14 protein-coding genes and 2 tRNA genes are annotated in these 21,441 nt (G+C 66.0%); 8 read left to right on the forward strand and 8 right to left on the reverse strand.

The genetic code is table 11. The features are described 5' to 3' along the window. Positions 1-26 precede the first annotated feature (26 nt). The 4 genes from AC2EAL_RS18425 (at position 27) to AC2EAL_RS18440 (ending at position 5,946) form a co-directional block, all read left to right on the forward strand. The gene (locus tag AC2EAL_RS18425) at positions 27-1,400 is read left to right on the forward strand and encodes an NAD(P)/FAD-dependent oxidoreductase (RefSeq protein ID WP_484725691.1); all 1,374 of its coding nucleotides are present in this window, start codon (positions 27-29) and stop codon (positions 1,398-1,400) included. A 59-nt stretch (positions 1,401-1,459) separates the two neighbouring features. Continuing rightward, on the forward strand, positions 1,460-2,779 hold the full coding sequence (locus tag AC2EAL_RS18430) for a vanadium-dependent haloperoxidase (RefSeq protein WP_484725692.1): 1,320 nt from the start codon (positions 1,460-1,462) through the stop codon (positions 2,777-2,779). Continuing rightward, complete coding sequence (locus tag AC2EAL_RS18435; protein WP_484725693.1) at positions 2,779-4,338, forward strand: CRTAC1 family protein; 1,560 nt, start codon at positions 2,779-2,781, stop codon at positions 4,336-4,338. Before AC2EAL_RS18430 ends, AC2EAL_RS18435 begins: the two co-directional genes overlap by 1 nt. Positions 4,339-4,818: 480 nt before the next feature. After that, on the forward strand, positions 4,819-5,946 hold the full coding sequence (locus AC2EAL_RS18440; RefSeq protein WP_484725694.1) for a serine/threonine protein kinase: 1,128 nt from the start codon (positions 4,819-4,821) through the stop codon (positions 5,944-5,946). Here AC2EAL_RS18440 and AC2EAL_RS18445 read toward each other — a convergent pair. The 7 genes from AC2EAL_RS18445 to lon form a co-directional block, all read right to left on the reverse strand. Continuing rightward, a complete protein-coding gene (locus AC2EAL_RS18445) occupies positions 5,943-7,124 on the reverse strand; it encodes an efflux RND transporter periplasmic adaptor subunit (protein ID WP_484725695.1) in 1,182 nt (393 codons plus the stop codon). The genes AC2EAL_RS18440 and AC2EAL_RS18445 overlap by 4 nt on opposite strands. 3 nt (positions 7,125-7,127) lie before the next feature. Further along, on the reverse strand, positions 7,128-9,488 hold the full coding sequence (locus AC2EAL_RS18450) for an ABC transporter permease (protein WP_484725696.1): 2,361 nt from the start codon (positions 9,486-9,488) through the stop codon (positions 7,128-7,130). Next, positions 9,482-10,198: an ABC transporter ATP-binding protein gene (locus AC2EAL_RS18455; protein ID WP_484725697.1), complete on the reverse strand. Its 717-nt coding sequence runs from the start codon at positions 10,196-10,198 to the stop codon at positions 9,482-9,484. The genes AC2EAL_RS18450 and AC2EAL_RS18455 overlap by 7 nt, the downstream gene beginning before the upstream one ends. A 129-nt stretch (positions 10,199-10,327) precedes the next feature. Then, positions 10,328-10,403 (reverse strand) — tRNA-Val (locus AC2EAL_RS18460). 88 nt (positions 10,404-10,491) lie between these two features. Beyond that, positions 10,492-10,566 (reverse strand) — tRNA-Val (locus tag AC2EAL_RS18465). 13 nt (positions 10,567-10,579) lie between these two features. Continuing rightward, positions 10,580-11,059 carry an HU family DNA-binding protein gene (locus tag AC2EAL_RS18470; RefSeq protein ID WP_484725698.1) on the reverse strand — a complete coding sequence of 160 codons (480 nt, stop codon included), beginning with the start codon at positions 11,057-11,059 and terminating at the stop codon, positions 10,580-10,582. A 130-nt stretch (positions 11,060-11,189) separates the two neighbouring features. Then, a complete protein-coding gene (lon, locus tag AC2EAL_RS18475; RefSeq protein ID WP_484725699.1) occupies positions 11,190-13,586 on the reverse strand; it encodes an endopeptidase La in 2,397 nt (798 codons plus the stop codon). Positions 13,587-13,893: 307 nt separating this feature from the next. On the opposite strand from lon, the gene AC2EAL_RS18480 reads away from it, so the two are divergent. Continuing rightward, complete coding sequence (locus tag AC2EAL_RS18480; RefSeq protein WP_484725700.1) at positions 13,894-15,009, forward strand: hypothetical protein; 1,116 nt, start codon at positions 13,894-13,896, stop codon at positions 15,007-15,009. Here the strand turns inward: AC2EAL_RS18480 and tgt are convergent, their stop codons facing one another. Next, positions 15,010-16,140, reverse strand: coding sequence for a tRNA guanosine(34) transglycosylase Tgt (tgt, locus tag AC2EAL_RS18485; protein ID WP_484725701.1), 1,131 nt, complete (start codon positions 16,138-16,140; stop codon positions 15,010-15,012). It lies immediately after the preceding gene. A gap of 156 nt (positions 16,141-16,296) precedes the next feature. Here tgt and AC2EAL_RS18490 point away from each other — a divergent pair, with 156 nt between their 5' ends. From AC2EAL_RS18490 to AC2EAL_RS18500, 3 genes are read left to right on the forward strand one after another with little or no spacing between them, the layout of a single operon-like run. Beyond that, positions 16,297-16,914 carry a TetR/AcrR family transcriptional regulator gene (locus AC2EAL_RS18490; protein ID WP_484725702.1) on the forward strand — a complete coding sequence of 206 codons (618 nt, stop codon included), beginning with the start codon at positions 16,297-16,299 and terminating at the stop codon, positions 16,912-16,914. A 5-nt stretch (positions 16,915-16,919) separates the two neighbouring features. Next, entirely contained in the window at positions 16,920-18,107 is a 1,188-nt protein-coding gene (locus tag AC2EAL_RS18495) for an efflux RND transporter periplasmic adaptor subunit (RefSeq protein ID WP_484725703.1), read from the forward strand. Between the two features lie 10 nt (positions 18,108-18,117). Continuing rightward, on the forward strand, positions 18,118-21,441 hold the full coding sequence (locus AC2EAL_RS18500; protein WP_484725704.1) for an efflux RND transporter permease subunit: 3,324 nt from the start codon (positions 18,118-18,120) through the stop codon (positions 21,439-21,441).

Below are 21,441 nucleotides of genomic sequence, written 5' to 3' on the forward strand. Positions count from 1 at the left end.
CCCCTTGGCCGAAAACAGGGGGTTCCATGCGGATCGGAGACGTCTCGTTCTGGTATGCCGACATCGGGCAGCCCTATCGGCGTGCGGCCCTGGCCGGGGACACGACGGCGGATGTGGCGATCATCGGGGCGGGGTATACGGGGCTGTGGACGGCCTGGTACCTGAAGCAGGCGAACCCCGCGCTGGACATCCTGGTGATCGAGAAGGAGTTCGCAGGCTTCGGTGCCAGCGGCCGGAATGGCGGCTGGCTGACCGGCGGGTTCGCCTGGAATCATGCGCGGTATCTGGAGAGCTCGTCAGAGGCGGCAGTGCGGGCGATGGTCGAGGCGATGAACGGCACGGTGGATGAGGTGATCCGGGTGGCCGAGGCCTGCGGGATCGACGCGGACATCCGGCGGACGGACGAGCTGATGGTGGCGACGAAGCCTGCTCAGGTCGGGCGGATGAAGGCCGAAGTGGAGCATCGTCGGCATTGGGGTGAGGACGGTCGGGTGTTCGAGATGTCGGCCCGCGACCTGTCGGACCGAATTCGTATCCCCGGCGCGCTTGGGGCCATGGTGGTGACGAACGTGGCGCGGGTGCAGCCGGCGAAACTGGTGCGGGGGCTGGCCAAGGCGGTGGAGCGGGCGGGGGTGCGGATCGTCGAGGGAACGACCGTGACGGGCTATGAGCCGGGGGTGGTGACGACGAACAAGGGCCGCGTCGAGGCCCCGGTGATCCTGCGCTGCACCGAAGGCTTCACGGCGGGGCTGCCGGGGCGGAAGCGCGAATGGCTGCCGATGAACTCGGCCCAGATTGCGACAGAGCCATTGCCGCCGGAGGTCTGGGCGAAGATCGGCTGGGAGGGGCATGAAATCATTGGAGATTTCGCCAATGCCTATTGCTATTGCCAGCGGACGCGCGAGGGCAGGATCACCGTGGGCGCGCGGGGGGTGCCGTATCGCTATGGGTCGAACCTTGATACGAACGGCGCCCCGGACCCGGAGACGATCCGGCGGTTGACAGCGATCCTGCACCGGCATTTCCCCGCCGCCAAGGGCGCGAAGATCGACCATGCCTGGTGCGGCGTGCTGGGCGTGCCGCGCGACTGGTGCGCGACGGTCGGGCTGGACCCGGTGACCGGCCTTGGCTGGGCGGGGGGCTATGTGGGGGTGGGGGTTTCGACCTCCAACCTTGCGGGGCGGACGCTGGCGGATCTGGCGTTGGCGCGGGAGACGGACCTGACGCATCTTCCCTGGGTCAACCGGAAGGTGCGCGACTGGGAGCCGGAGCCGATCCGCTGGCTGGGGGTGCACGGGATGTATGCGCTTCTGAACGCTGCAGACCGGCGCGAGGACCGCGAGGGCGCAGGGCCATCGCGGCTGGCGGCGGTGGGGAACTGGCTGACCGGGCGGCACTGAAAGCATTTGCGCGAGCCATTGGCGCATGACAAAACCCTTCGCATAGTCCGGAGGGAAACATGCCATTTCAGCGCCGCCAGGTTCTTGGCCTTGCCGTTGCCGCGCCATTCGCGCTTGCCCTGAAGCCCGCGCTGGCTGCTGGCCGCGCCGATGTCTCGCGCGAGGTTCTGCTCACCTGGCACAAACTGATCCTGGAGCTTGTCCGCCATACCGCGACCTACATGCCACCCGTGGCCGCCCGGGCCTTCGGGTACATCGGGGTCACGGCGCATGAGGCTTTGGCGACGGGCAATCCGGGCCTTCGCAGTCTGGCGGGTCAGGTGACCGACCTGTCCCCCCTGCCCGCACGGGGCGAAGGGGAATTCGATGAGCCTTGCGTCCTGCACGCTGCACTTAATTCCGTCGTGAGCGGGCTTTTCGCCAACACCGGACCCACCGGACAGCGGGCGATGGAGAAGCTGGGCGAGATCATGGGCCGCATGGCCAGCGAAGGCATGGCCGCGGACGTGGTGAGCCGCAGCGTGGCACATGGCGAGGCTATTGCGGCGCATATCCTGGACTGGGCGGCCGCAGACGGCGGCGCGGTGATCGAGAACCTTGGCTTCCCGATGGAGTACACCCCCGGGACGCTTCCGCAGGACTGGGTGCCGACCTCTGCCGTCCGCCTGCAGCAGGCGCCACTGCTCCCAGCCTGGGGAAGCAATCGGCCTTTTGCCATCCGAGATATGGCGGCAATGGATGCGCCCGCACACCCGGACTACGAAGAAGCGCCGACGTCGGCCTTCTTTGGCTTTGCCAAGGAAGTGCACGATGTGGGCAAGGCCCTGACCGACGAGCAGAAACTGATCGCCCGCTTCTGGTCGGACGATGCGATGCTGACCCCTACTCCAGCCGGGCACTGGATTTCCATCGTGATGCAGATCGCCGACCGCGATGCGATGCCGGTCGAGACCATTGCAGCTGCGCTGGCAAAACTCGGCTGCGCACAGTCGGATGCCTTCGTGTCCTGCTGGTCGACCAAGTACAAGTACAACCTTCTGCGCCCGGTGACCTACATCAAGCGCCACATCGACAAGGCCTGGGAGCCTTTGCTGATCACCCCGCCCTTCCCGGAATACACCTCGGGTCACTCGACGCAATCGGGTGCGGCCTCGACGGTGCTGACCGCGGTCTTCGGCGACAACTTCGCCTTCGACGACGCCACGCATGAGGATGAGGGCCTGCCGATCCGGAGCTTCGCCTCGTTCAACGCGGCGGCGGAAGAGGCTGCGATGTCAAGGCTTTACGGGGGCATCCACTTCCGGTTCGGCAACGACGCGGGATTGGACCAGGGCCGTGCCATCGGAGCGCTGGCTGCCGCGCTGAAGACCGAAGCCTGATGCGCGTCCTGGTGTTCCTGGCCCTTGCGGCCCCCGCCTGCGCCGAACCGCTGGTCCCGACCTTCACCGATGAGACGAAGACGGCGGGTCTGACCACCGTCTTCGAGGGCGAGTGGGAGTACATGGTCGGCGGCGGGGTCGCGACCTTTGACTGTTCCGGCGATGGCTTCCCCGAGGTGTTCCTGTCGGGCGGTGCGGCGCCGTCGGCGCTGTATCTGAACCGCAGCCCGCAAGGCGGTGCCCTGGCCTTCGAGAAGACCGATGCGGTGACGCTGGATGCGGTGCTCGGGGCCTATCCCTTGGACATCGACAGCGACGGGGTGATGGACCTGGTTGTCCTGCGGCTGGGCGAGAACAAGGTCCTGCGGGGCCTTGGGCAGTGCAAGTTCGAGGAAGTGAACGAGGCCTGGGGCTTTGACGGCGGCGATGCCTGGTCGACAGCCTTTGCGGCGATCTGGGAGAAGGGACAGACTTGGCCAACCATCGCCATCGGCAACTATGTCGACCGGAAGGAAGAAGCGTTTCCCTGGGGGTCCTGCACCGACAACTGGCTGCATCGGCCGGAAGGTGACCGCTTCGGCGCGCCGATCCCACTGACGCCGTCCTACTGCGCGTTGTCGATCCTCTTCACCGACTGGAACCGTTCGGGCCATCCCTCGCTGCGGGTGTCGAACGACCGGGAGTACTACAAGGGCGGACAAGAGCAGATGTGGCATCTGGAGCCCGGTGAGGCTCCGTGGCTCTACACCGAAAAGGACGACGGCTGGAAGCGTTTGCGGATCTGGGGGATGGGGATCGCCAGCGCGGACATCACGCTGGACGGCTATCCAGACTATTACCTGACCTCGATGGCCGACAACAAGTTCCAGGTCCTGAAGGACACCGCTTCGGGCAAGCCGGACTATGCCGACATTGCGTTCAAGTCGGGGATCACCGCGCACCGGCCCTATACCGGGGGCGACCTCAAACCCTCGACTGCCTGGCATCCGCAATTCGCGGACGTGAACAATGATGGGCGGCTGGACCTGTTTGTTGCCAAAGGCAACGTGGCGAAAATGCCGGACTTTGCCGAGAAGGACCCGAACAACCTGTTGCTTTCGGTGGGCGACGGGACCTTTGTCGAGGCGGGCGACCGCGCGGGCGTGGCCAGCATGGGGATCGCGCGGGGGGCGCAGGTGGTGGATCTGAACCTGGACGGCAAGCTCGACCTGGTGGTGGTGAACCGCTGGACCCCGGCCGAGGTCTGGCGGCAGACCGGCGAGACGGCGGGCGGCTGGGTGCAGGTGCGCCTGGCGCAGGACGGCAGCAACCGAGATGCCATCGGCGCGGTGATCGAGATCAAGCGTGGCGAGGTGGTGGAGCGGCACGAGGTGACCTCGGGCGGGGGGCATGTCTCGGGCTCGGTCGGGTGGCTGCACTTCGGGCTGGGCGATGCGGCCGAGGCAGAGCTGCGCGTGATCTGGCCGGGCGGGGTGGAGGGCGAGTGGCAAAGCCTGCCGGCGGGCAGTTTCCAGATCCTGCGACCTGGCAAGGCGGCGGAAGCCTGGGCCCCGGGCTGAGGCCGCGAATCAGGCGGCGCGGCGCGGGGCATGCGGGGAGACGCAGCCCGAGGTTGTGGTAGCGCAAACGTCTTCGCGCCAGGGTCGTGATTCTGGGATGATTTGGGCAAGACGGTGGCGCATCCCCTTGGGATGGCTGCTGAAATTGTCACACTGGCCAAAGTGCCCACTGGCCGCCAGATTACGGGCGTAGAAGAAATATTCACACCTTTTCAATGACATGGCGGCTGCGAGACGTCAGCCGCTACAGGTTTGCCGCCCCGCCGCCCCTATCTGGCCACAAGGCTTTTCTACAGGGAAACTGCACAGATTTGCGTCAAGGGAAGCCTCGCGCCTAGAATGTGTTAACGATGTTTGATCGTTGCGGAGTTGAGGCCGCAGCGATTTCACCTTTGTGAAAGTAACCGCAGGGATCATTGCGCGCGGTGGCAGGACCTCTGCGACAGTGACCGAAGTTTGTGCCATGACGGCAGGTGTGACGTGACCCAAGGCCCGACGCAGATCAGCAATCAGCTCGAAAGCGAGTTGGGCAGGGTCGATCCCGATGCCTTTGCCGACGATCTGAAGCCCGGGACCCCCCTGCTGGGCGGGCACTACACGATTGTGGGCTTCCTGAATTCGGGCGGGTTCGGGATCACCTATCTGGCCAAGGACAGCCTGGACCGCACTGTCGTCATCAAGGAATGCTTTCCGAACGCGCTGTGCCGGCGGTCGACCAGCCTGGTGCGGGCGCGGTCGCGCAAGCACCAGGGCGATTTCCGCAGTTTTGTCGAAAGCTTCGTGGCCGAGGCGAAAAGCCTGGCGCGGCTGGTGCATCCGAACATCGTTGGCGTCCATCAGGTGTTCGAAGACAATGACACCGCCTACATGGCGATCGACTATATCGACGGGCGCGACCTGCACGACATCCTGGATTCCACCGACCAGGCCTTCACGCCCGACCAGATCGTGTTCATGCTGAAGCGGATGCTGTCGGCGGTGGAGTTCATCCACCAGGTTGGCATCCTGCACCGCGACATCAGCCCCGACAACATCCTGGTCGACAAGACCGGCAACCCGATCCTGATCGACTTTGGCGCGGCCAGTGAGCAGGTGGTGCGCGCAACCCGCGTTCTGACCGGGCGGCGGGTCATCAAGGAAGGCTATTCGCCGCAGGAATTCTACCTGACCGGGGCCGAGCAGAGCCCGGCCAGCGACCTGTATTCGCTGGGGGCGACGTTCCACCATGTGATCTCGGGCAAGTCGCCGCCGGAAAGCCAGCGCCGTCTGGCCCGGGTGGCCGAGGGCGAGCCTGACCCCTATGAGCCGCTGGCGGGCCGGTTCGAAGGCTATCCGCCGGGGTTCCTGGAAGCGATCGACAAGGCAGTCCGGGTGATGCCGCGCGACCGTATCCAGTCGGCGACCGACTGGCTGGACTGGATCCGGATCGGCGAAGAAGGCGGGGAGCTGCCGCCGACGCTGAACGGGCAGGCGCCGAAATCCGCTGCCCCGACGCAGACGAGTCCGGTCGGAGAGACGCAGGGCGGCTTGTCGCGGGGCATGCAGGTCGCTGCCGGTGCGGCCCTGGTATGTGCCGGGGTTGCGGCGCTGTGGTTTGCGCTCGGCTAAGGCGCGATTGCCGTTACAGCGGCACCCTTTGACAACTGGTCCGAGGGGTGCAGGATGACCTGGTCGCCCGCAGCAACGCCCGTCAGAACCTGGGCATAATCCTCGTTCCGTTCGCCAAGCGTGATCCGCTGCAGGACCGCCCGGCCGTCGCGGACGACATAGGTGGCCCAGTCCGGGCCGTCGCGGAAGAGGGCGCCCACGGGGATCGTCAGCACATCATCCTCGCGCCAGATGGCGATCCGCGCAATGACCCGGAAGCCGTGACCAAGCGCCTGCCAATCCTGCGGCCCACCGGTCAGGGAAAGGACCACGGTCACCCGTTGTTCCTCGATCCCCAGCGCCGAGACGCGGGTCACCGCCGAGGGTTCGACCCGTTCGACCGCGGCGGGAATGTCCGGGCCGCCCCAGCCGGTGACCAAGGCCTGCGCGTCTTCGGCCACCCGCACGGCGTCGCGGGACAGAAGATCGACGACGATCTCCAGACTGCCGGGATCGCCCAGTTCCAGGATCGGGGTGCCCGGCTGCACCACCTGTTCGCTTTCGGTCAGGACCCGCAGCACCTTGCCCGAGACCGGGGCCGGGATTTCGACACAGCAGGATGTCGCTGGTCCGACCGTTTCCGACCGCAGGACCGCCAGAGCACTTTCAAGCTCTTTCTCGCGCACGGCGAGATTCGCAACGGCGCTGGAGACGGCGGCCCGCGCGGTCCGTTCCTCGCGGATCGCATTGTCGTAGGCCCGCTGCGACAGGGCCTCGCGGCGGAAAAGTTCCTTGGCGCGCAGGGCCTCGGCAGTCATGAAATCCAGCGTGGCCTGGGCCTGGTCCAGCTGGGCACGGGCCAGGTCGGTCGCGGCCTGGGCTGCGGCCGCCGTCGCCTCGGCCACCGCGCGGGACCGGCTGTCGAGGAGGACCGGGGCCGCCGGGCCGATGCTGGCCACGGGCTGGCCTTCGGTCACCGCGTCCCCGGCATGGAGGCCGATGCGCTGCAGCCGGCCCGCGATGGTGGCCGAAACGGTGAAGACCTCGCGGATGCGCGCCTCGCCCTCTTCCTCGACCGCGACCTCAAGCGTGCGGGGGGCGACCTCGGCCAGCTCGACCTCGATGGCGCGCGGCAGGAAGGCCCAGACGAGGAAGGCCAGCACGGCCAGGGCAGCGAGAATGGGGATCAGGCGGCGCATGGTTTACTCCCGTGTCTTCAGGACTTCGATCATGTCGAGATTGGTGATCCGCCCCCGGATCGCGACGGCCGAGACGAGGGCCGCGGCGCAGACGACGAGGCTGGCGGTGGCAAAGACCTCGCGCCCGATGACGAAGGGCACGCGGTAGAGGTCGGAGGAGAAGGCCGCGACCATTGCGGCAGCGATGCCGTAGCCGATGAGCCAGCCGAGCGGCTGCGCCAGCAGGACGACGGTGGCAAGTTCGCCGAAGAGGACGCCCGAGACTTCGCTGTTGGTGAAGCCGAGGACACGGAGGCTGGCCAGTTCGCGCCCCTGTTCCGACAGCGCGATGCGCGAGAAGTTGTAGACCACGCCGATGGCGATGATGCCCGCGAGGACGACGTAGACGGTGATCATCACCGTGATGTTTTCGGCCAATGTCTCGCGAAAGCGGTTCAGCATCAGGCTGGTGACGCTGATCAGTTCGGTCCGGGGCGTGGCCTTGGCGGCGGCGTAGAAGGCGGGCGTTTCTGCGGGATCAAGCTGGAGGCTGACGCCGGAGACGAGCGCCCCCTCGCCCATCAGCCGGTTGAGCGCGCCGATCTCCATCGCCGCGCCAAGGCCGACATAGCCGACCGACAGCCCGCTGACCGGCAGAGTGGCGGTCTGGCGGCGACCCGCGAGCAGTTCGACCGTGACGAGGTCGCCGGGGCGAACCTGCAGGGCCTCGGCCAGCGCTTCGGACAGGATCAGCCCGGCCTCGGGCATCGGCATCGGGCGAAGGCTGGGGTCAAGGACGCGGGAGAGGTGCGGATCGGTCGGGCGGCCGGTGATGGCAAGGGTCTTTTCCCGGCCCTGGTGGCTGATCTTCGCGGCGACCTGGCGGAAGGGTTCGGCCACTACCACCCCCGGCAGGTCGCGAGCGGCGAAGACGGCGGCCAGGGGCTGGGGTGCGCCGAAGAAGATCTGCGCATCGTGGCGTTCGGCGCGGAAGAAAGTGACGTCGATCATCCGGTCGATGGAGCCGAAGGACCAGAGCGAGGCAACCAGGATCGCCACCGCCATGGCCACGCCCAGCGTCGAGGAGGCCGTGCGGAACGGCCAGCGCATGAGGTGGCGGGCGACCATCACCCCGGTCTGGCGCAGGTTGAGAAGGCGTCGGACCCAAGGTGCCCGTTCGCGGTAGACAGCGGGCGCGGGCGGGGCCATGGCGACGGCGGGGGGCAGGCGGACAACCGAGCGGACGGCATAGAGCGCCCCACTCACCGCAGCGGCCAGGGTGACGAGGGCGGCGAGACCGTATAGCGCCGGGTCGCGGGTGAAGACGAGGTACGGGAACGAGAAGAAGCGCGCATACATCTGCGCAAGGCCCGCGCCCAGCCAGGCCCCGGCGGCAAAGCCGATCAGGATGCCCAGGGCGGCAATCAGCACGACGAATTCGACATAGTGCTGGGCCACCGCGCGCGATGTGTAGCCGATGGCCTTCAAGAGCCCGATCTGTTCGCGTTCCAGAGTTATCAGCCGCGAGAGCGTCATGTTCACCAGCATGGCCGCGACCAGAAGGAAGATCGGCGGCAGCACCTTGACCATGGCCGAGAGCTGTTTCAGCTCGGCGTCGAGGAAGGCGTGGCTGATCTGGTCGGAGCGGCCCTGTGCCCCTGCCCCGCCATAGCGTTCGGTCAGCCGGTCCAGGGTCTCGATCACTCGGTCGGGATTGGCACCCGGGGCGAGTTTCAGGACCAGATTCGAGAAGGCGCCTTCCAGGTCATAGGCAGAGGCAAGTGCCGCCCGGGGTGCCCAGACCACGCCAAATCGGCGCGGGTCGGGCATCATCTGGCCGGGGCCGAGGGCATAGATGAACTCGGGCGAGAGGGCGACGCCGGTGATGTGGAGTTCACGGTGCTGGCCGTTCATCAGGACCGGCAGGACGTCGCCTGGACCCAGGCCATGGGCATCGGCAAAGCCTTCGCTGACCACGATTTCGTCGGCTGACAGCGGGTCTGGCAGGCGACCGAAGCGCAGGTAGATGCGGTTCAGCCCGCCGGTCCGGGGCAGCGAGACGAAGAGGACCGAGCCCGGCTCGACCATGCCCGGCAGGTCGAGGAGGCCGAGTTTGACGATCCGCGCTTCGGCGTCGAGGACGCCCTCGATCTGTTCGACTTCGGCCAAAAGCGCCCGGGGGGCACGGGTGACATCGGCGAAGACATCGGCGAAGCGGTTTTCCTCGTAGTAGCGGGCGCGGGTTTCGTGCAGGGACGCATAGGCGCCGTTGCCCAGGATCAGCGTTGCCACGCCCGCCGCCAGCACCAGCGCAATCGCCAGCACCTGCGCCCAGAGCCGGCGCAGATCGCGCAGGACCTTGCGGCGAAGGGGCGAGATCACCATGCGACCTCCGACGGCTGTTTCTTCACCGTGTTGACGGTTTCCTCGACAATGCGACCGTCGGCAAAGCGGATCACCCGGTCGGCGATGTCGCGGATGGCGGCGTTGTGGGTGATGACCAGGGTCGTGGCCCCGACGGCGCGGTTCACCTGGGTCAGCGCCTCAAGCACCTTGATGCCGGTCGCACTGTCGAGCGCCCCTGTGGGTTCGTCGCAGAGAAGGACCTCGGGGTTCTTGGCGATGGCGCGGGCGATGGCCACGCGCTGCTGTTCGCCGCCCGACAGTTGCGCCGGGAAGTGGTTGGCGCGGTCGGTTAGCCCGACCAGTGCCAGTGCATCCTCGGGGCGCATCGGGCGGCGGGCGATTTCGGTCACCAGCTGGACGTTCTCGCGCGCAGTCAGGCTGGGAACCAAGTTGTAGAACTGGAAGACGAAGCCCACATGGTCGCGCCGGTATTGGGTCAGCTGGGCCTCGCTCATCACGGTCAGCTGGTGTTCCTCGAACCAGACCTCGCCCGCACTGGCCCGGTCCAGTCCGCCGACGATGTTCAGGAAGGTGGACTTCCCCGAACCGGAGGGCCCGAGGATCACGATGAACTCACCCTTGCGCGCCGCAAAGTCGATGCCGCGCAGCGCGTGCACCTCGAGCGCGCCGTTGCGGTAGACCTTGGTCAATCCGCTTGCGCGGAAGACGGTGTCGCTGGGGTCGGGCATCGGGCGGTCCTTTCGGACGGGAACCCTAAGGGCAAGCACAGTGTCGGGCCTTGATCCGCGTCAATGGCGGCATTGCCCGGCATTGGATCAGCAAAAGCCTGCCTGCTCGTACAGAAAACGCAATGGGGATGGTGGGCGGTGAGGGACTCGAACCCCCGACATTCTCGGTGTAAACGAGACGCTCTACCAACTGAGCTAACCGCCCCTGCCCCGGTGCCTACCCTGCCCGACCCGCTGTGGCAAGGCCCGGAAATGTTCAAGGCGCGCCGTTTGGGCGCGCCTTGAGGGAAGAATGGTGGGCGATAACGGATTTGAACCGCTGACATCTTCGATGTGAACGAAGCGCTCTACCGCTGAGCTAATCGCCCGATGCGGGGGCTTTTAGTCGTCATCCCCGTCGTCTGCAAGGCCCAATCCGGCGGCCTTCGGGCCATCGGCGAGCCGCAACTTCAAGGTCAGCGCCGGACCCTTGTTCTTGACGACGCGCAGCTTGCCGAGGGGCGGGACGGTCAGAGACTTGCCGGTGGCCAGCGCATTGCCAAGGGCAGTCAGCGTCGCCTCGATCACCGGTTTCACATCGGTCTTCTTGCCGTTGGTGGCCTGGGAGACCTGGTAGATCAGGTCCTTGAGCCGCAAGGTGGCGCCCGCATCAGCCGCAGCATCCTCCTCGACCACCCGCAGCGCAGGGCGCTCGGCAATCTCGGTGGCGGGCTTGGCCTTCGGCTTTGCGGCGGGTTTGGCCTTCGGCTCAGGCTTGGCCTTGGCCTTTGCGGCCGGTTTCGCCTTGGCAGGTTTCGTCTCGGGGTCGGTGGGCGTGCGCGGTGCCATGGTGCCTGCTTCCAGCTGGGTTTCGTCACCCATGGTCTTACCCCCCGTTTGGCAGGCGGGCCAGCCGTTTTCAGTGCCAGCGCGGATTTTCCTGGCGACGGCTGCGCCGTCCGAACGAAAAAGGCGCGCCCGACAGGCGCGCCTTTCGTGGGTCTTGCGCGGATCAGTGCGCGGTCTGCGACGGCGGCTGGTTCTGCGCCGCCCTGGCCGCTGCGGCGGCCTCTTCGGCGGCCTCGTCCCATTCCACCGGTTCCGGCTGACGCACCAGCGCCTGGGCCAGGACCTCGCGGACATGGGTCACGGGGATGATCTTCAGCCCTTCCTTCACGTTGGCCGGGATCTCCGCCAGGTCCTTGGCGTTCTCTTCCGGGATGAAGACGGTCTTGATCCCCCCGCGCAACGCGGCGAGCAGTTTTTCCTTCAAGCCCCCGATGGCGCTGGCGTTCCCGCGGAGCGTCACCTCGCCGGTCATCGCGATGTCCTTGCGGACCGGGATGCCGGTCAGGACCGAGACGATAGCGGTGACCATCGCCAGACCTGCAGAAGGGCCATCCTTGGGCGTCGCCCCGTCCGGCACGTGGACGTGGATGTCCATCGTCTCGAACTTCGGCGGCTTCACGCCAAGCTGGGGCGAGACCGAGCGGACGTAGGATGCTGCCGCCTCGATCGACTCCTTCATCACGTCGCCAAGTTTGCCTGTGGTCTTCATCCGACCCTTGCCCGGCAGCTTGAGCGCTTCGATCTGCAGAAGATCGCCGCCGACAGAGGTCCAGGCGAGGCCGGTGACCACGCCGACCTGGTCTTCCTTTTCGGCCAGGCCATAGCGGTGGCGCTGGACGCCCAGGTATTCCTCGACCTTGGCCGGATCGACCTCGACCTTCTTGGTCTTGCCCTTCAGGATGTCGGTCACGGCTTTCCGGGCCAGCTTGGCGATCTCACGCTCCAGGTTCCGCACGCCCGCCTCACGGGTGTAGTAGCGGATGACATGGTTCAGCGCGTCGTCCGAGACGCTGAATTCGCCCTTCTTCAACCCGTTCGCGGTGATCTGCTTGGGCAGCAGGTGCCCCCGCGCGATCTCGCGCTTTTCATCCTCGGTGTAGCCGGCCAGAGGAATGATTTCCATCCGGTCGAGAAGCGGCCCGGGCATGTTGTACGAGTTCGACGTGGTGATGAACATCACGTTCGACAGGTCATACTCCACCTCAAGGTAGTGGTCGACGAAGGTGTTGTTCTGTTCGGGGTCCAAGACCTCTAGCAGAGCCGAGGCCGGGTCGCCCCGGAAATCCTGGCCCATCTTGTCGATTTCATCCAGCAGGATCAGCGGGTTGGTGGTCTTGGCCTTCTTGAGGGACTGGATGATCTTGCCCGGCATCGAGCCGATATAGGTCCGCCGGTGCCCGCGGATTTCGGATTCGTCCCGTACGCCGCCAAGCGAGATACGGATGAACTCGCGGCCCGTGGCCTTGGCGACCGACCGCCCCAGCGAGGTCTTGCCGACGCCCGGAGGGCCGACGAGGCAGAGGATCGGGCCCTTGAGCTTGGTCGACCGCGCCTGCACCGCCAGATACTCGACGATCCGCTCCTTGACCTTCTCCAGCCCGTAGTGGTCGGCGTCGAGCACCTTCTGCGCGGCGCCGAGGTCCTTCTTGACGCGGGACTTCACGCCCCACGGCACGCCTAACAGCCAGTCGAGGTAGTTGCGCACGACCGTCGCCTCTGCCGACATCGGCGACATCGACTTCAGCTTCTTCAGCTCGGCCTCGGCCTTTTCGCGGGCCTCCTTGGACAGCTCAGTCTTGCGGATGCGTTCTTCCAGCTCGGCGACCTCGTTCTGGCCGTCCTCGCCGTCGCCAAGTTCCTTCTGAATGGCCTTCATCTGCTCATTCAGATAGTACTCGCGCTGGGTCTTCTCCATCTGGGTTTTCACCCGAGACTTGATCTTCTTCTCGACCTGCAGGACGGACAGTTCGCCCTGCATGTGGCCGTAGACCTTTTCCAGACGTTCGGCGACATCCAGCGTCTCTAGGATCGCCTGCTTCTGGCCCACGTCCACACCCAGGTGGCCGGCAACCAGGTCGGCCAGACGCGCGGGTTCGCGGGTGTCGGACACGGCGGCAAGCGCCTCTTCGGGGATGTTCTTCTTGACCTTGGTGTAACGCTCGAACTCTTCGCCGACCGCACGCACCAGCGCCTCGACCGAGGTGGGATCGCCCTCGGTTTCAGCGAGCGTCTCAGCGGTGGCCTCGAAGAAGGCCGGGTTCTCGACGAAACCGGTGATCCGGACGCGCGACTTGCCTTCAACCAGGACTTTCACCGTGCCGTCCGGCAGCTTCAGAAGCTGCAGCACATTGGCCAGCACACCGACGCGGAAGATGCCGTCGGTCTGCGGGTCGTCGGCGGTGGGATCCTTTTGCGAGGACAGGAGGATCTGCTTGTCGTCCTGCATCACCTCTTCCAGCGCGCGGACCGATTTCTCGCGGCCGACGAAGAGCGGCACGATCATGTGGGGGAAGACCACGATGTCGCGCAGGGGCAGCACGGGATAGCTTTGGGTGCTCATATGTCTACCTTCGTTCGCGGCAGCGATCCGGGCCCCGACCATCGGCAACCCTGCCCGCTCCGCCTTAAGACTTGTTAACTTGTGGTCCCCGGGCGGGGGATTCAAGTTCCGGCTTGGTTCCCCAGAATGAACCTGTGCGTGAGCGGGTGCAAGTCACGTTCTGTGGCCAACTCGATGCAAGCGGTGCCGGATCGCGGTGCGGACTTTACTGAGGTGTAGGCGAGGAGGGCGGATAGTGAAATCCCGACTTGTTCGAGGTTGCAGCAGTGGGGAAACGTTGCGTCGCAAGAATGCAGCGGGGATCAAGATGGGCAAACATCTGTTTAGCGCGGTCCTGATCGGCGCCATCGCTTGCGGGTCGTCAGCCTGGGCGGAAACCCGCAGCGAGCGGTTTGTCGCGTTGATGTCAATTCTGCCCGATGTGGCCCTGAGCCCCGCGTCCCCGGGCCAACCGGAGTTCGTGGATTTCGCGGCAGCCCGCGCGATCACCGAAGCCTATGTCAGCGCGCATCCGGACGCACTGCGACCGGACGCCCTGCGCATCATCAGCGGACCTTTCGGGAAGGCACCGCAGGGACAGTACTGGACCACGAAGGTGGGCTTTTCGACCGCCGACCTGGAGGCTGCCGCCTTCATCGACGCCCCGCCGGACCGGCAACTGGCCTTGCTTCTGTCGTCCGAAGCGATACCGCGCATCGCCCCGGCACTGCTTGCGAACGGCTATGCCCAGACCGAAGAGCCCGGCTTTCCGGCCTTCTGGCGGGGAGAAGACGATTACGCCTTCGACATGGCCTGGCGCGATCCGGCTGACCCCTTCTCGGTTCCGGTACCGAAGTCGTCCCGGATCGCGTTCGATGGGGAAGTGCTGCTGCATTCTCCGAGCTGGCCGGGGCTGAAGGCGCTGTTCGCAACTGCCGAGACCAACCCGGCACTCACGGCCTTCGCGTCCGTCATCGACCTGCCGGATTGGGGGGACCGAAAGCTGGTGCAGGCGGTGATCTTCTCGGACCCGGGGCTTTTCGTGTCGTCCTTCACCCCCGACCCGGCGCTGATGCCGACGCCGATTGAACCGAAGGGTATCCCGGCCTGGCAGAACATGATGCTGGCGGACCTGGGCAGCGGGACGCGGGATCTGACCCTGGTCGCGCTGCTTTATCCCAGCAAGGACGACGCAGAGATCGCCGCAACCACGCTGAACGCGGAGTTCGGCGGGATGCCGCTCTTCACCCAGAATCAGACGCTGGCCGAGGCAACGGGTCCAGGGTCGGCCTCGGTGGTGGGCGATGGTCCGTTTGTGACCGTCTATGCCATCGAGACCGAACCGCAGGTGGCGACGCCGGGCATGCTGCGCAATCGTGGCTTCCAGGTGCTGTTGAATGCCGCCTACGCCCGCGCGCTGCCGCTTCTGGCGCCGATGCCGTGATCAGACCGGCTCGATATCGCCTTCGGCGCGCCGGGCGTGGAAGGCGGCGACGAACGTCGTGAGCGCGCCCGCCGCAATCGCATCCCTGAGGCCCTGCATCAGCACCTGATAGTAGTGCAGGTTGTGCCAGGTCAGCAGCATCGACCCGATGATCTCGTCCGCCTTGACCACATGGTGCAGGTAGGCGCGGGAATAGCTGCGGCAGGCGGGGCACTGGCAGCCGTCCTCCAGCGGGCGGGGGTCGTCCTTGTGGCGGGCGTTCCGCAGGTTCACCTGCCCCCGCGCCGTCCAGGCCTGGCCGGTGCGGCCCGAGCGGGAGGGCAGCACGCAGTCCATCATGTCGATGCCCCGCTCCACGGCCCCCACGATGTCGTCCGGCTTGCCCACCCCCATCAGGTAGCGCGGCTTGTCCTCTGGCAGGAACCCCGGCGCGTAGTCGAGGACCGAGAACATGGCCTCCTGTCCCTCACCCACGGCCAGACCACCCACCGCATAGCCGTCGAAGCCGATGGCTTTCAGAGCCTCGGCACTCTCTTCGCGTAGCTCTCGCGTCACACCGCCCTGCATGATCCCGAAAAGCGCATGGCCCGGCCGGTCGCCAAAGGCATCTCGGCTGCGTTGAGCCCAGCGCATCGACAGGCGCATGGACTTGGCGACCTCTGCCTCGGTCGCGGGCAGCGCCGGGCATTCGTCGAAACACATCACGATGTCCGACCCCAGAAGCCGCTGGATCTCCATGCTGCGTTCGGGGGTCAGCATGTGCTTGGAGCCGTCGACGTGCGAGGAAAAGCGCACCCCTTCTTCGGTCAGCTTGCGCAAGGCACCCAGCGACATGACCTGGAAGCCGCCCGAGTCGGTCAGGATCGGCTTGGACCAGTTCATGAAGCGGTGAAGGCCACCGAGTGCCGCCACCCGTTCGGCCCCCGGGCGCAGCATCAGGTGGTAGGTGTTGCCCAGCAGGATGTCGGCCCCGGTGGCGGCAACGCTTTCCGGCAGCATCGCCTTCACCGTCGCGGCGGTGCCCACCGGCATGAAGGCGGGGGTGCGAATCTCTCCCCTGGGCGTGGAAATCACCCCGGTCCGCGCCGCGCCATCCGTCGCCGCCACCCTGAATCCGAAGCCCATCGCCATGCCACCAACCCCTTTGCTGCCGCTTCCTTGGGCCAAATCCGGGAAAAAGTGAAGCCGGACCCATCCAATTCGCCGAAAGCCCCGTATTCCCGCTTGACGTGAGTGCTGCAGTCTCTATTTGCAGTGAATGAACGTTCATTCCCAGACTTGGTGACCATGCCGCCCCTGCCCCAACCCATTCCCGCCGCCGAGGAACGCAGCCACGAGATCCTGGCTTCGATCCGGCAGGCCTTTGCCGAAAAGGGCTTTGACGGGGCCTCGATGCAGGACCTTGCGCGGGCGGCGGGAATGAGCGTTGGCAACTTCTACCGTTACTTCCCGTCCAAGGCGGCCATCGTCCAGGCGATGTGCGGCTATGACCTGGCCGAAATCCAGGGCGAGTTCGCCGAGATCCAGACGTCGGGCCAGCCACTGTTGGCCTTGCGCGAGCGCATCCTGAACCACTTCACGGAAGAGTCGATGAAGGACGGTCAGCTTTGGGCCGAGATCACCGCCGCCGCGATCCGCAAGCCGGAAATCGGCGCGGCGGCGCGGCAGATGGAGGAGACGATCGTTTCCCTTCTGTCAACGATCTTTGCCCACACCACCCGCCGTCCGGTGGAAGAGGCCCGCAGCCGCTATGAAGGCCAGTGCCAGATGCTGGTCATGCTGGTGAAGGCCATGGCCACAAGAACCGCCCAGTGCGGGCCGGCAAGTCCCGCGCTTGAAGCCCAGGTCGTCGCCGTGATCGACGGCATCATCTCGCAGATTTCCAACGACAAAGCAGAAGGCTAAGACCCATGCGCCCGACCCTGATCCTCGCCGCCCTTATGGCCTTTGCGCCCCTCATGCCCGCCCAGGCACAAGAGGCAGCCGCCGCCGAAAGCGCACCCGCAACGACCCCGGCCCTGCCCGCGATCACTGTTTCCACGGTGGGCCTGGTAAAGCTGTCCGACCGGATCATCGCCTCGGGCCTTGTGGCGGCCGTGGAGGAAGTGCAAGTCGCGCCGCTGGTCGAAGGCCAGCCCCTGGACCAGCTTCTGGTCGACGTGGGCGACATGGTGACCGAGGGCCAGGTGCTGGCAGTCTTGTCGAAGACAACGCTGGAACTGCAGAAGACCGAGGCGGCCGCCTCGCTGGCGGCGGCGAAATCGTCGATTGCCCAGGCCGAGGCACAATTGGTCGAGGCAAAGACCGCCAGCGACGAAGCCCAGCGCGTGGCAGACCGGACGGCGAAGCTGCGCGAACAGGGCACGGCGCCCCAGGCCCAGGCCGATACCGCCCGGGCGAATGCCGTTTCGGCCAATGCCCGCGTGATGGTGGCGACACAGGGGCTGGAGGCCGCCCGCGCGCAACTGGCACTGGCCGAGGCTCGGCTGGAGAATGTGGAGTTGAACCTGTCGCGGACCGAGGTGAGAGCCCCGGTCGCCGGCAAGATCGTCGCCCGCAACGCCAAGACCGGTGCCATCGCCACGGCGGCGGGCCAGCCGATGTTCGTCATCACCCGGGACGCGGCGCTGGAACTGCGCGCTGACGTGGCCGAGACCGACCTTCTTCGCCTGGCCCCCGGCCAGAAGGCGCGGCTGCGGGCGGTGGGCATGGCGGGCGAGTTGGAAGGCACCGTGCGTCTGGTGGAACCCAGCATCGACCCGGTGACCCGCCTTGGCCGGGCGCGCATCACCGTTGACAGCGACAACGAAGCACTGCGCACAGGCATGTTTGTCGAGGCTGAAATCCTGGCCGCCGAGACCGAAGCGCTGGCAGTTCCGGTGACCGCCATCGGTTCGTCGCCCGAGGGCAGCACGGTGATGCGGGTCAAGGACGGCGTCGTGGAGCGGGTCACCGTGAAGACCGGCATCCGGGATGGCGGTCTGGTCGAGATCATCGAAGGGCTTGCCCAGGGTGACACGGTCGTCACCAAGGCCGGTGCCTTTGTCCGCGCCGGCGACCGGATCAACCCGGTCCCCGCCCCTGCCCCCGTGAACTGAGGAGAGGGCCATGAACTTCTCTGCCTGGTCGATCCGCAATCCGGTTGCCCCGCTTCTGGCCTTCTTCCTGCTGATGGTGCTGGGCTGGCAAAGCTTCAACGCGCTGCCGATCACCCGTTTCCCGAACATCGACGTGCCGCTGGTTGCGGTGTCCGTCGCGCAGTCGGGCGCCGCGCCGGCCGAAATGGAAAGCCAGGTCACCAAGGAAATCGAGGACGCGGTCGCGGGCCTTACCGGGGCCAAGCGCGTGACCTCTACCGTCACCGACGGCGTGTCCACCACGGTGGTCGAATTCCGCATGGAGGTCCCGACCGACAAGGCGGTGCAGGACGTGAAGGACGCCGTCGACCAGATCCGCGGCGACCTGCCCGGCGGGATCGAGGCGCCCATCGTCACCCGCATCGACGTCGAGGGCCAGGCGATCATGACCTTCTCGGTCACGGCGCCCGACATGACGATGGAGGAAATCAGCTGGTTCGTCGACGACACCGTGACCCGCGCGCTGCAAGGGCGGCCCGGCATCGGGCGCGTCACCCGCATCGGCGGGGCGGACCGGGAGATCCGGGTGGAGCTCGACCCGGTGCGGCTGGACAGCTATGGCGTGACTGCCCAGGCCGTCAGCGCGCAGATCGCGGCAACGAACGCGAACCTGGGCGCAGGAAAGCTGGAGCTTGGCAACGGCGAGCAGGTGATCCGGACCCTGGGCGACCAGGGCACGGTCGAGAGCCTGGCCAACACCACCATCGCGCTGCCCTCGGGCCGTTTCGTCAAGCTGACCGATCTGGGCCAGGTGGTCGACAGCTATGAAGAGCTGAAGAGCTTTGCGCGCATCGATGGAGAGCCTGCGGTCAGCTTCCTGGTGTTCCGGTCGAAAGGCGCGTCGGAAGTCAGCGTGGCCGAGGTTACCAACGCGGTCGTCGACGACCTGCGCAAGCAGCATCCGAACGTCGCGATCACCATGGTCGACGATTCCGTCTTCTACACCTATGGCAACTACGAATCCGCGATCCACACGCTTTTGGAAGGCGGCATCCTTGCCATCCTGGTCGTGCTCGCGTTCCTGCGGAACTGGCGGGCCACGCTGATCTCGGCCGTGGCGCTGCCGCTTTCGGCGATCCCGACCTTCTGGCTGATGGATATGCTGGGCTTTTCCTTGAACCTCGTCAGCTTCCTGGCGCTGACGCTGGCGACGGGCATCCTGGTCGATGACGCCATCGTAGAGATCGAGAACATCGCGCGCCACATCAGGATGGGCAAGACGCCGTTCCGTGCCGCGATCGAGGCGGCGGACGAAATCGGCCTGGCCGTGATTGCCACCACCTTCACCATCGTTGCGGTCTTCGTGCCGGTGTCCTTCATGCCCGGCATCCCCGGCCAGTACTTCCGACAATTCGGCCTGACAGTTGCCATCGCCGTCCTGTTCTCACTGCTTGTTGCCCGACTTATCACGCCGATGATGGCAGCTTACTTCATGCGTACGAAGGATGCCGTCGGCCATGAAGAGCAGAAGGACGGCGTCATAATGCGCGGCTACATGGGGCTGGTGCGCGCGACCACCAAGGTGCGTCGGTCGAAGACGCGCCGCTGGCTGGCGCTGCCAACCTATTACGTCACGCTGGTCGTCGCGGTGATCGTGGTGATCTTCTCGGTCATCGCCATGCTGCAGGTTCCGGGCTCGCTATTCCCGCCCGAGGATGAAAGCCGCATCGTCGTGTCGGTCGAACTCCCACCCGGATCCACCCTGGACGACACGGCGGCGACCACCGACGCGATGCGCGACATCGTCACCGAGATTGACGGGGTGAAATCTGTCCTGGTCATCGGCGGTTCGACCCCGCTCGGGGATCGCGACATTCGGCGGGCGACCTTCACCATCATTCTTGACCGGCTGGACAACGGGCTGCAGCGCAAGCTGATCGACCTGGGCGAAGCTCTGCCTGTCATCCATGCGTTGATCCCGGAAATCCCGTCCACTGGTCGCCTGCGCCCGCAGGTCGAGATCGAAGCCGCAGTGTTCGAGGCCCTGAAATCCGTCCCCGATGTCCGTGCCTTCAAGATTGGCGGCCCGGGTGGCGGGTCACGTCCCTTTGCCTATGACATCCTGTCCACCGACGAGCAGGACCTGGACGAGGCGGTGCGGAAGATCGAAGAGGCGCTGCGGGTTGAACCGATGTTCCTCAGCCCCTCGACCGAAGCCGCCCTGCCCCGGCCGGAAATCCAGATCACGCCCAAGGCCGATGAAGCTGCGCGGCTTGGCGTGACGGTGCAGCAGATCGCGACCGTTGTCCGGGTCGCCACTATCGGCGATGTCTCGGCCGCGCTTGGCAAGCTGTCCATCGACAACCGGCTGGTGCCGATCCGGGTGCAGTTGGACGATGCCTCACGTGACAATCTTGCCCGCATTTCGGCGCTGAAGGTCATGACCTCGGCGGGTCCGGTGCCGCTGTCCTCCGTCGCCACGGTCGAGGTGGCCGAGGGGCCTTCGGTCGTCAAGCGTCTGAACCGTCAGCGTGTCGCCACGATTGGCGCCGACATTGCGCCCGGATATGTGCTTGACCAGGCGACCGCCCGGTTCAACGAGATCCTGCCGACGTTGGGCCTGCCGGCGACGGTCAAGGTCACCCCATCCGGCGATGCCGAAATCCAGGCAGAGCTGCTGGGCAGTTTCGTCAACGCCATGGTGCTGGGCGTCCTGCTGATGATGTTCGTGCTGATCCTCTTGTTCCATTCGGTCCTGCAACCGATCACCATCATCTTCTCGCTGCTTTTGTCGGTGGGCGGGGTGGCGGCGGCGCTGATCGTCACGCAGAACCCGCTGTCGATGCCGGTGCTGATCGGTATCCTGATGCTGATGGGGATCGTGGCGAAGAACGCGATCCTCTTGATCGACTTCGCCATCGAGATGCGGGCCCGCGGCATGGAGCGGATCGAGGCCGTGATCGAGGCTGGCCACAAGCGTGCGCGTCCCATCGTGATGACCTCGATTGCCATGTCGGCGGGGATGCTGCCTTCGGCGCTGGGGGTCGGCGAAGGCGGGGCGTTCCGGGCGCCGATGGCGATTGCCGTGATCGGCGGGATCATCGTGTCGACGGTCCTGAGCCTGGTGGTCGTGCCGTCGATGTATCTGGCGATGGACGACCTGTCGCGCTTCTTCTCGATGATCTTCAGCCGGTTCATCGGCAAGAAGGAAGTCGAACGGACGGCCCCCGACCCGATCCTGGTCGCCGATGGTCTGGCGCGCAATCAGGTCGATGTGGCGGTGCTGCAGAACCGGATTTCGGTGCTGGAGTCAGCGTTGATCCGGCAGGGTGCCAAGCCGCACGCGGCCGAATAG

The sequence above is a fragment of the Tabrizicola sp. T74 genome (genome assembly GCF_057219935.1).

Excerpts from the sequence above, each read along its gene's own strand:
- AC2EAL_RS18425 (WP_484725691.1), top strand. The coding sequence starts at position 27 with ATGCGGATCGGAGACGTCTCGTTCTGGTATGCCGACATCGGGCAGCCC.
- AC2EAL_RS18430 (WP_484725692.1), top strand. The coding sequence starts at position 1,460 with ATGCCATTTCAGCGCCGCCAGGTTCTTGGCCTTGCCGTTGCCGCGCCA.
- AC2EAL_RS18435 (WP_484725693.1), top strand. The coding sequence starts at position 2,779 with ATGCGCGTCCTGGTGTTCCTGGCCCTTGCGGCCCCCGCCTGCGCCGAA.
- AC2EAL_RS18445 (WP_484725695.1), bottom strand. The coding sequence starts at position 7,124 with ATGCGCCGCCTGATCCCCATTCTCGCTGCCCTGGCCGTGCTGGCCTTC.
- AC2EAL_RS18450 (WP_484725696.1), bottom strand. The coding sequence starts at position 9,488 with ATGGTGATCTCGCCCCTTCGCCGCAAGGTCCTGCGCGATCTGCGCCGG.
- AC2EAL_RS18455 (WP_484725697.1), bottom strand. The coding sequence starts at position 10,198 with ATGCCCGACCCCAGCGACACCGTCTTCCGCGCAAGCGGATTGACCAAG.
- AC2EAL_RS18470 (WP_484725698.1), bottom strand. The coding sequence starts at position 11,059 with ATGGGTGACGAAACCCAGCTGGAAGCAGGCACCATGGCACCGCGCACG.
- lon (WP_484725699.1), bottom strand. The coding sequence starts at position 13,586 with ATGAGCACCCAAAGCTATCCCGTGCTGCCCCTGCGCGACATCGTGGTC.
- AC2EAL_RS18480 (WP_484725700.1), top strand. The coding sequence starts at position 13,894 with ATGGGCAAACATCTGTTTAGCGCGGTCCTGATCGGCGCCATCGCTTGC.
- tgt (WP_484725701.1), bottom strand. The coding sequence starts at position 16,140 with ATGGCGATGGGCTTCGGATTCAGGGTGGCGGCGACGGATGGCGCGGCG.
- AC2EAL_RS18490 (WP_484725702.1), top strand. The coding sequence starts at position 16,297 with ATGCCGCCCCTGCCCCAACCCATTCCCGCCGCCGAGGAACGCAGCCAC.
- AC2EAL_RS18495 (WP_484725703.1), top strand. The coding sequence starts at position 16,920 with ATGCGCCCGACCCTGATCCTCGCCGCCCTTATGGCCTTTGCGCCCCTC.
- AC2EAL_RS18500 (WP_484725704.1), top strand. The coding sequence starts at position 18,118 with ATGAACTTCTCTGCCTGGTCGATCCGCAATCCGGTTGCCCCGCTTCTG.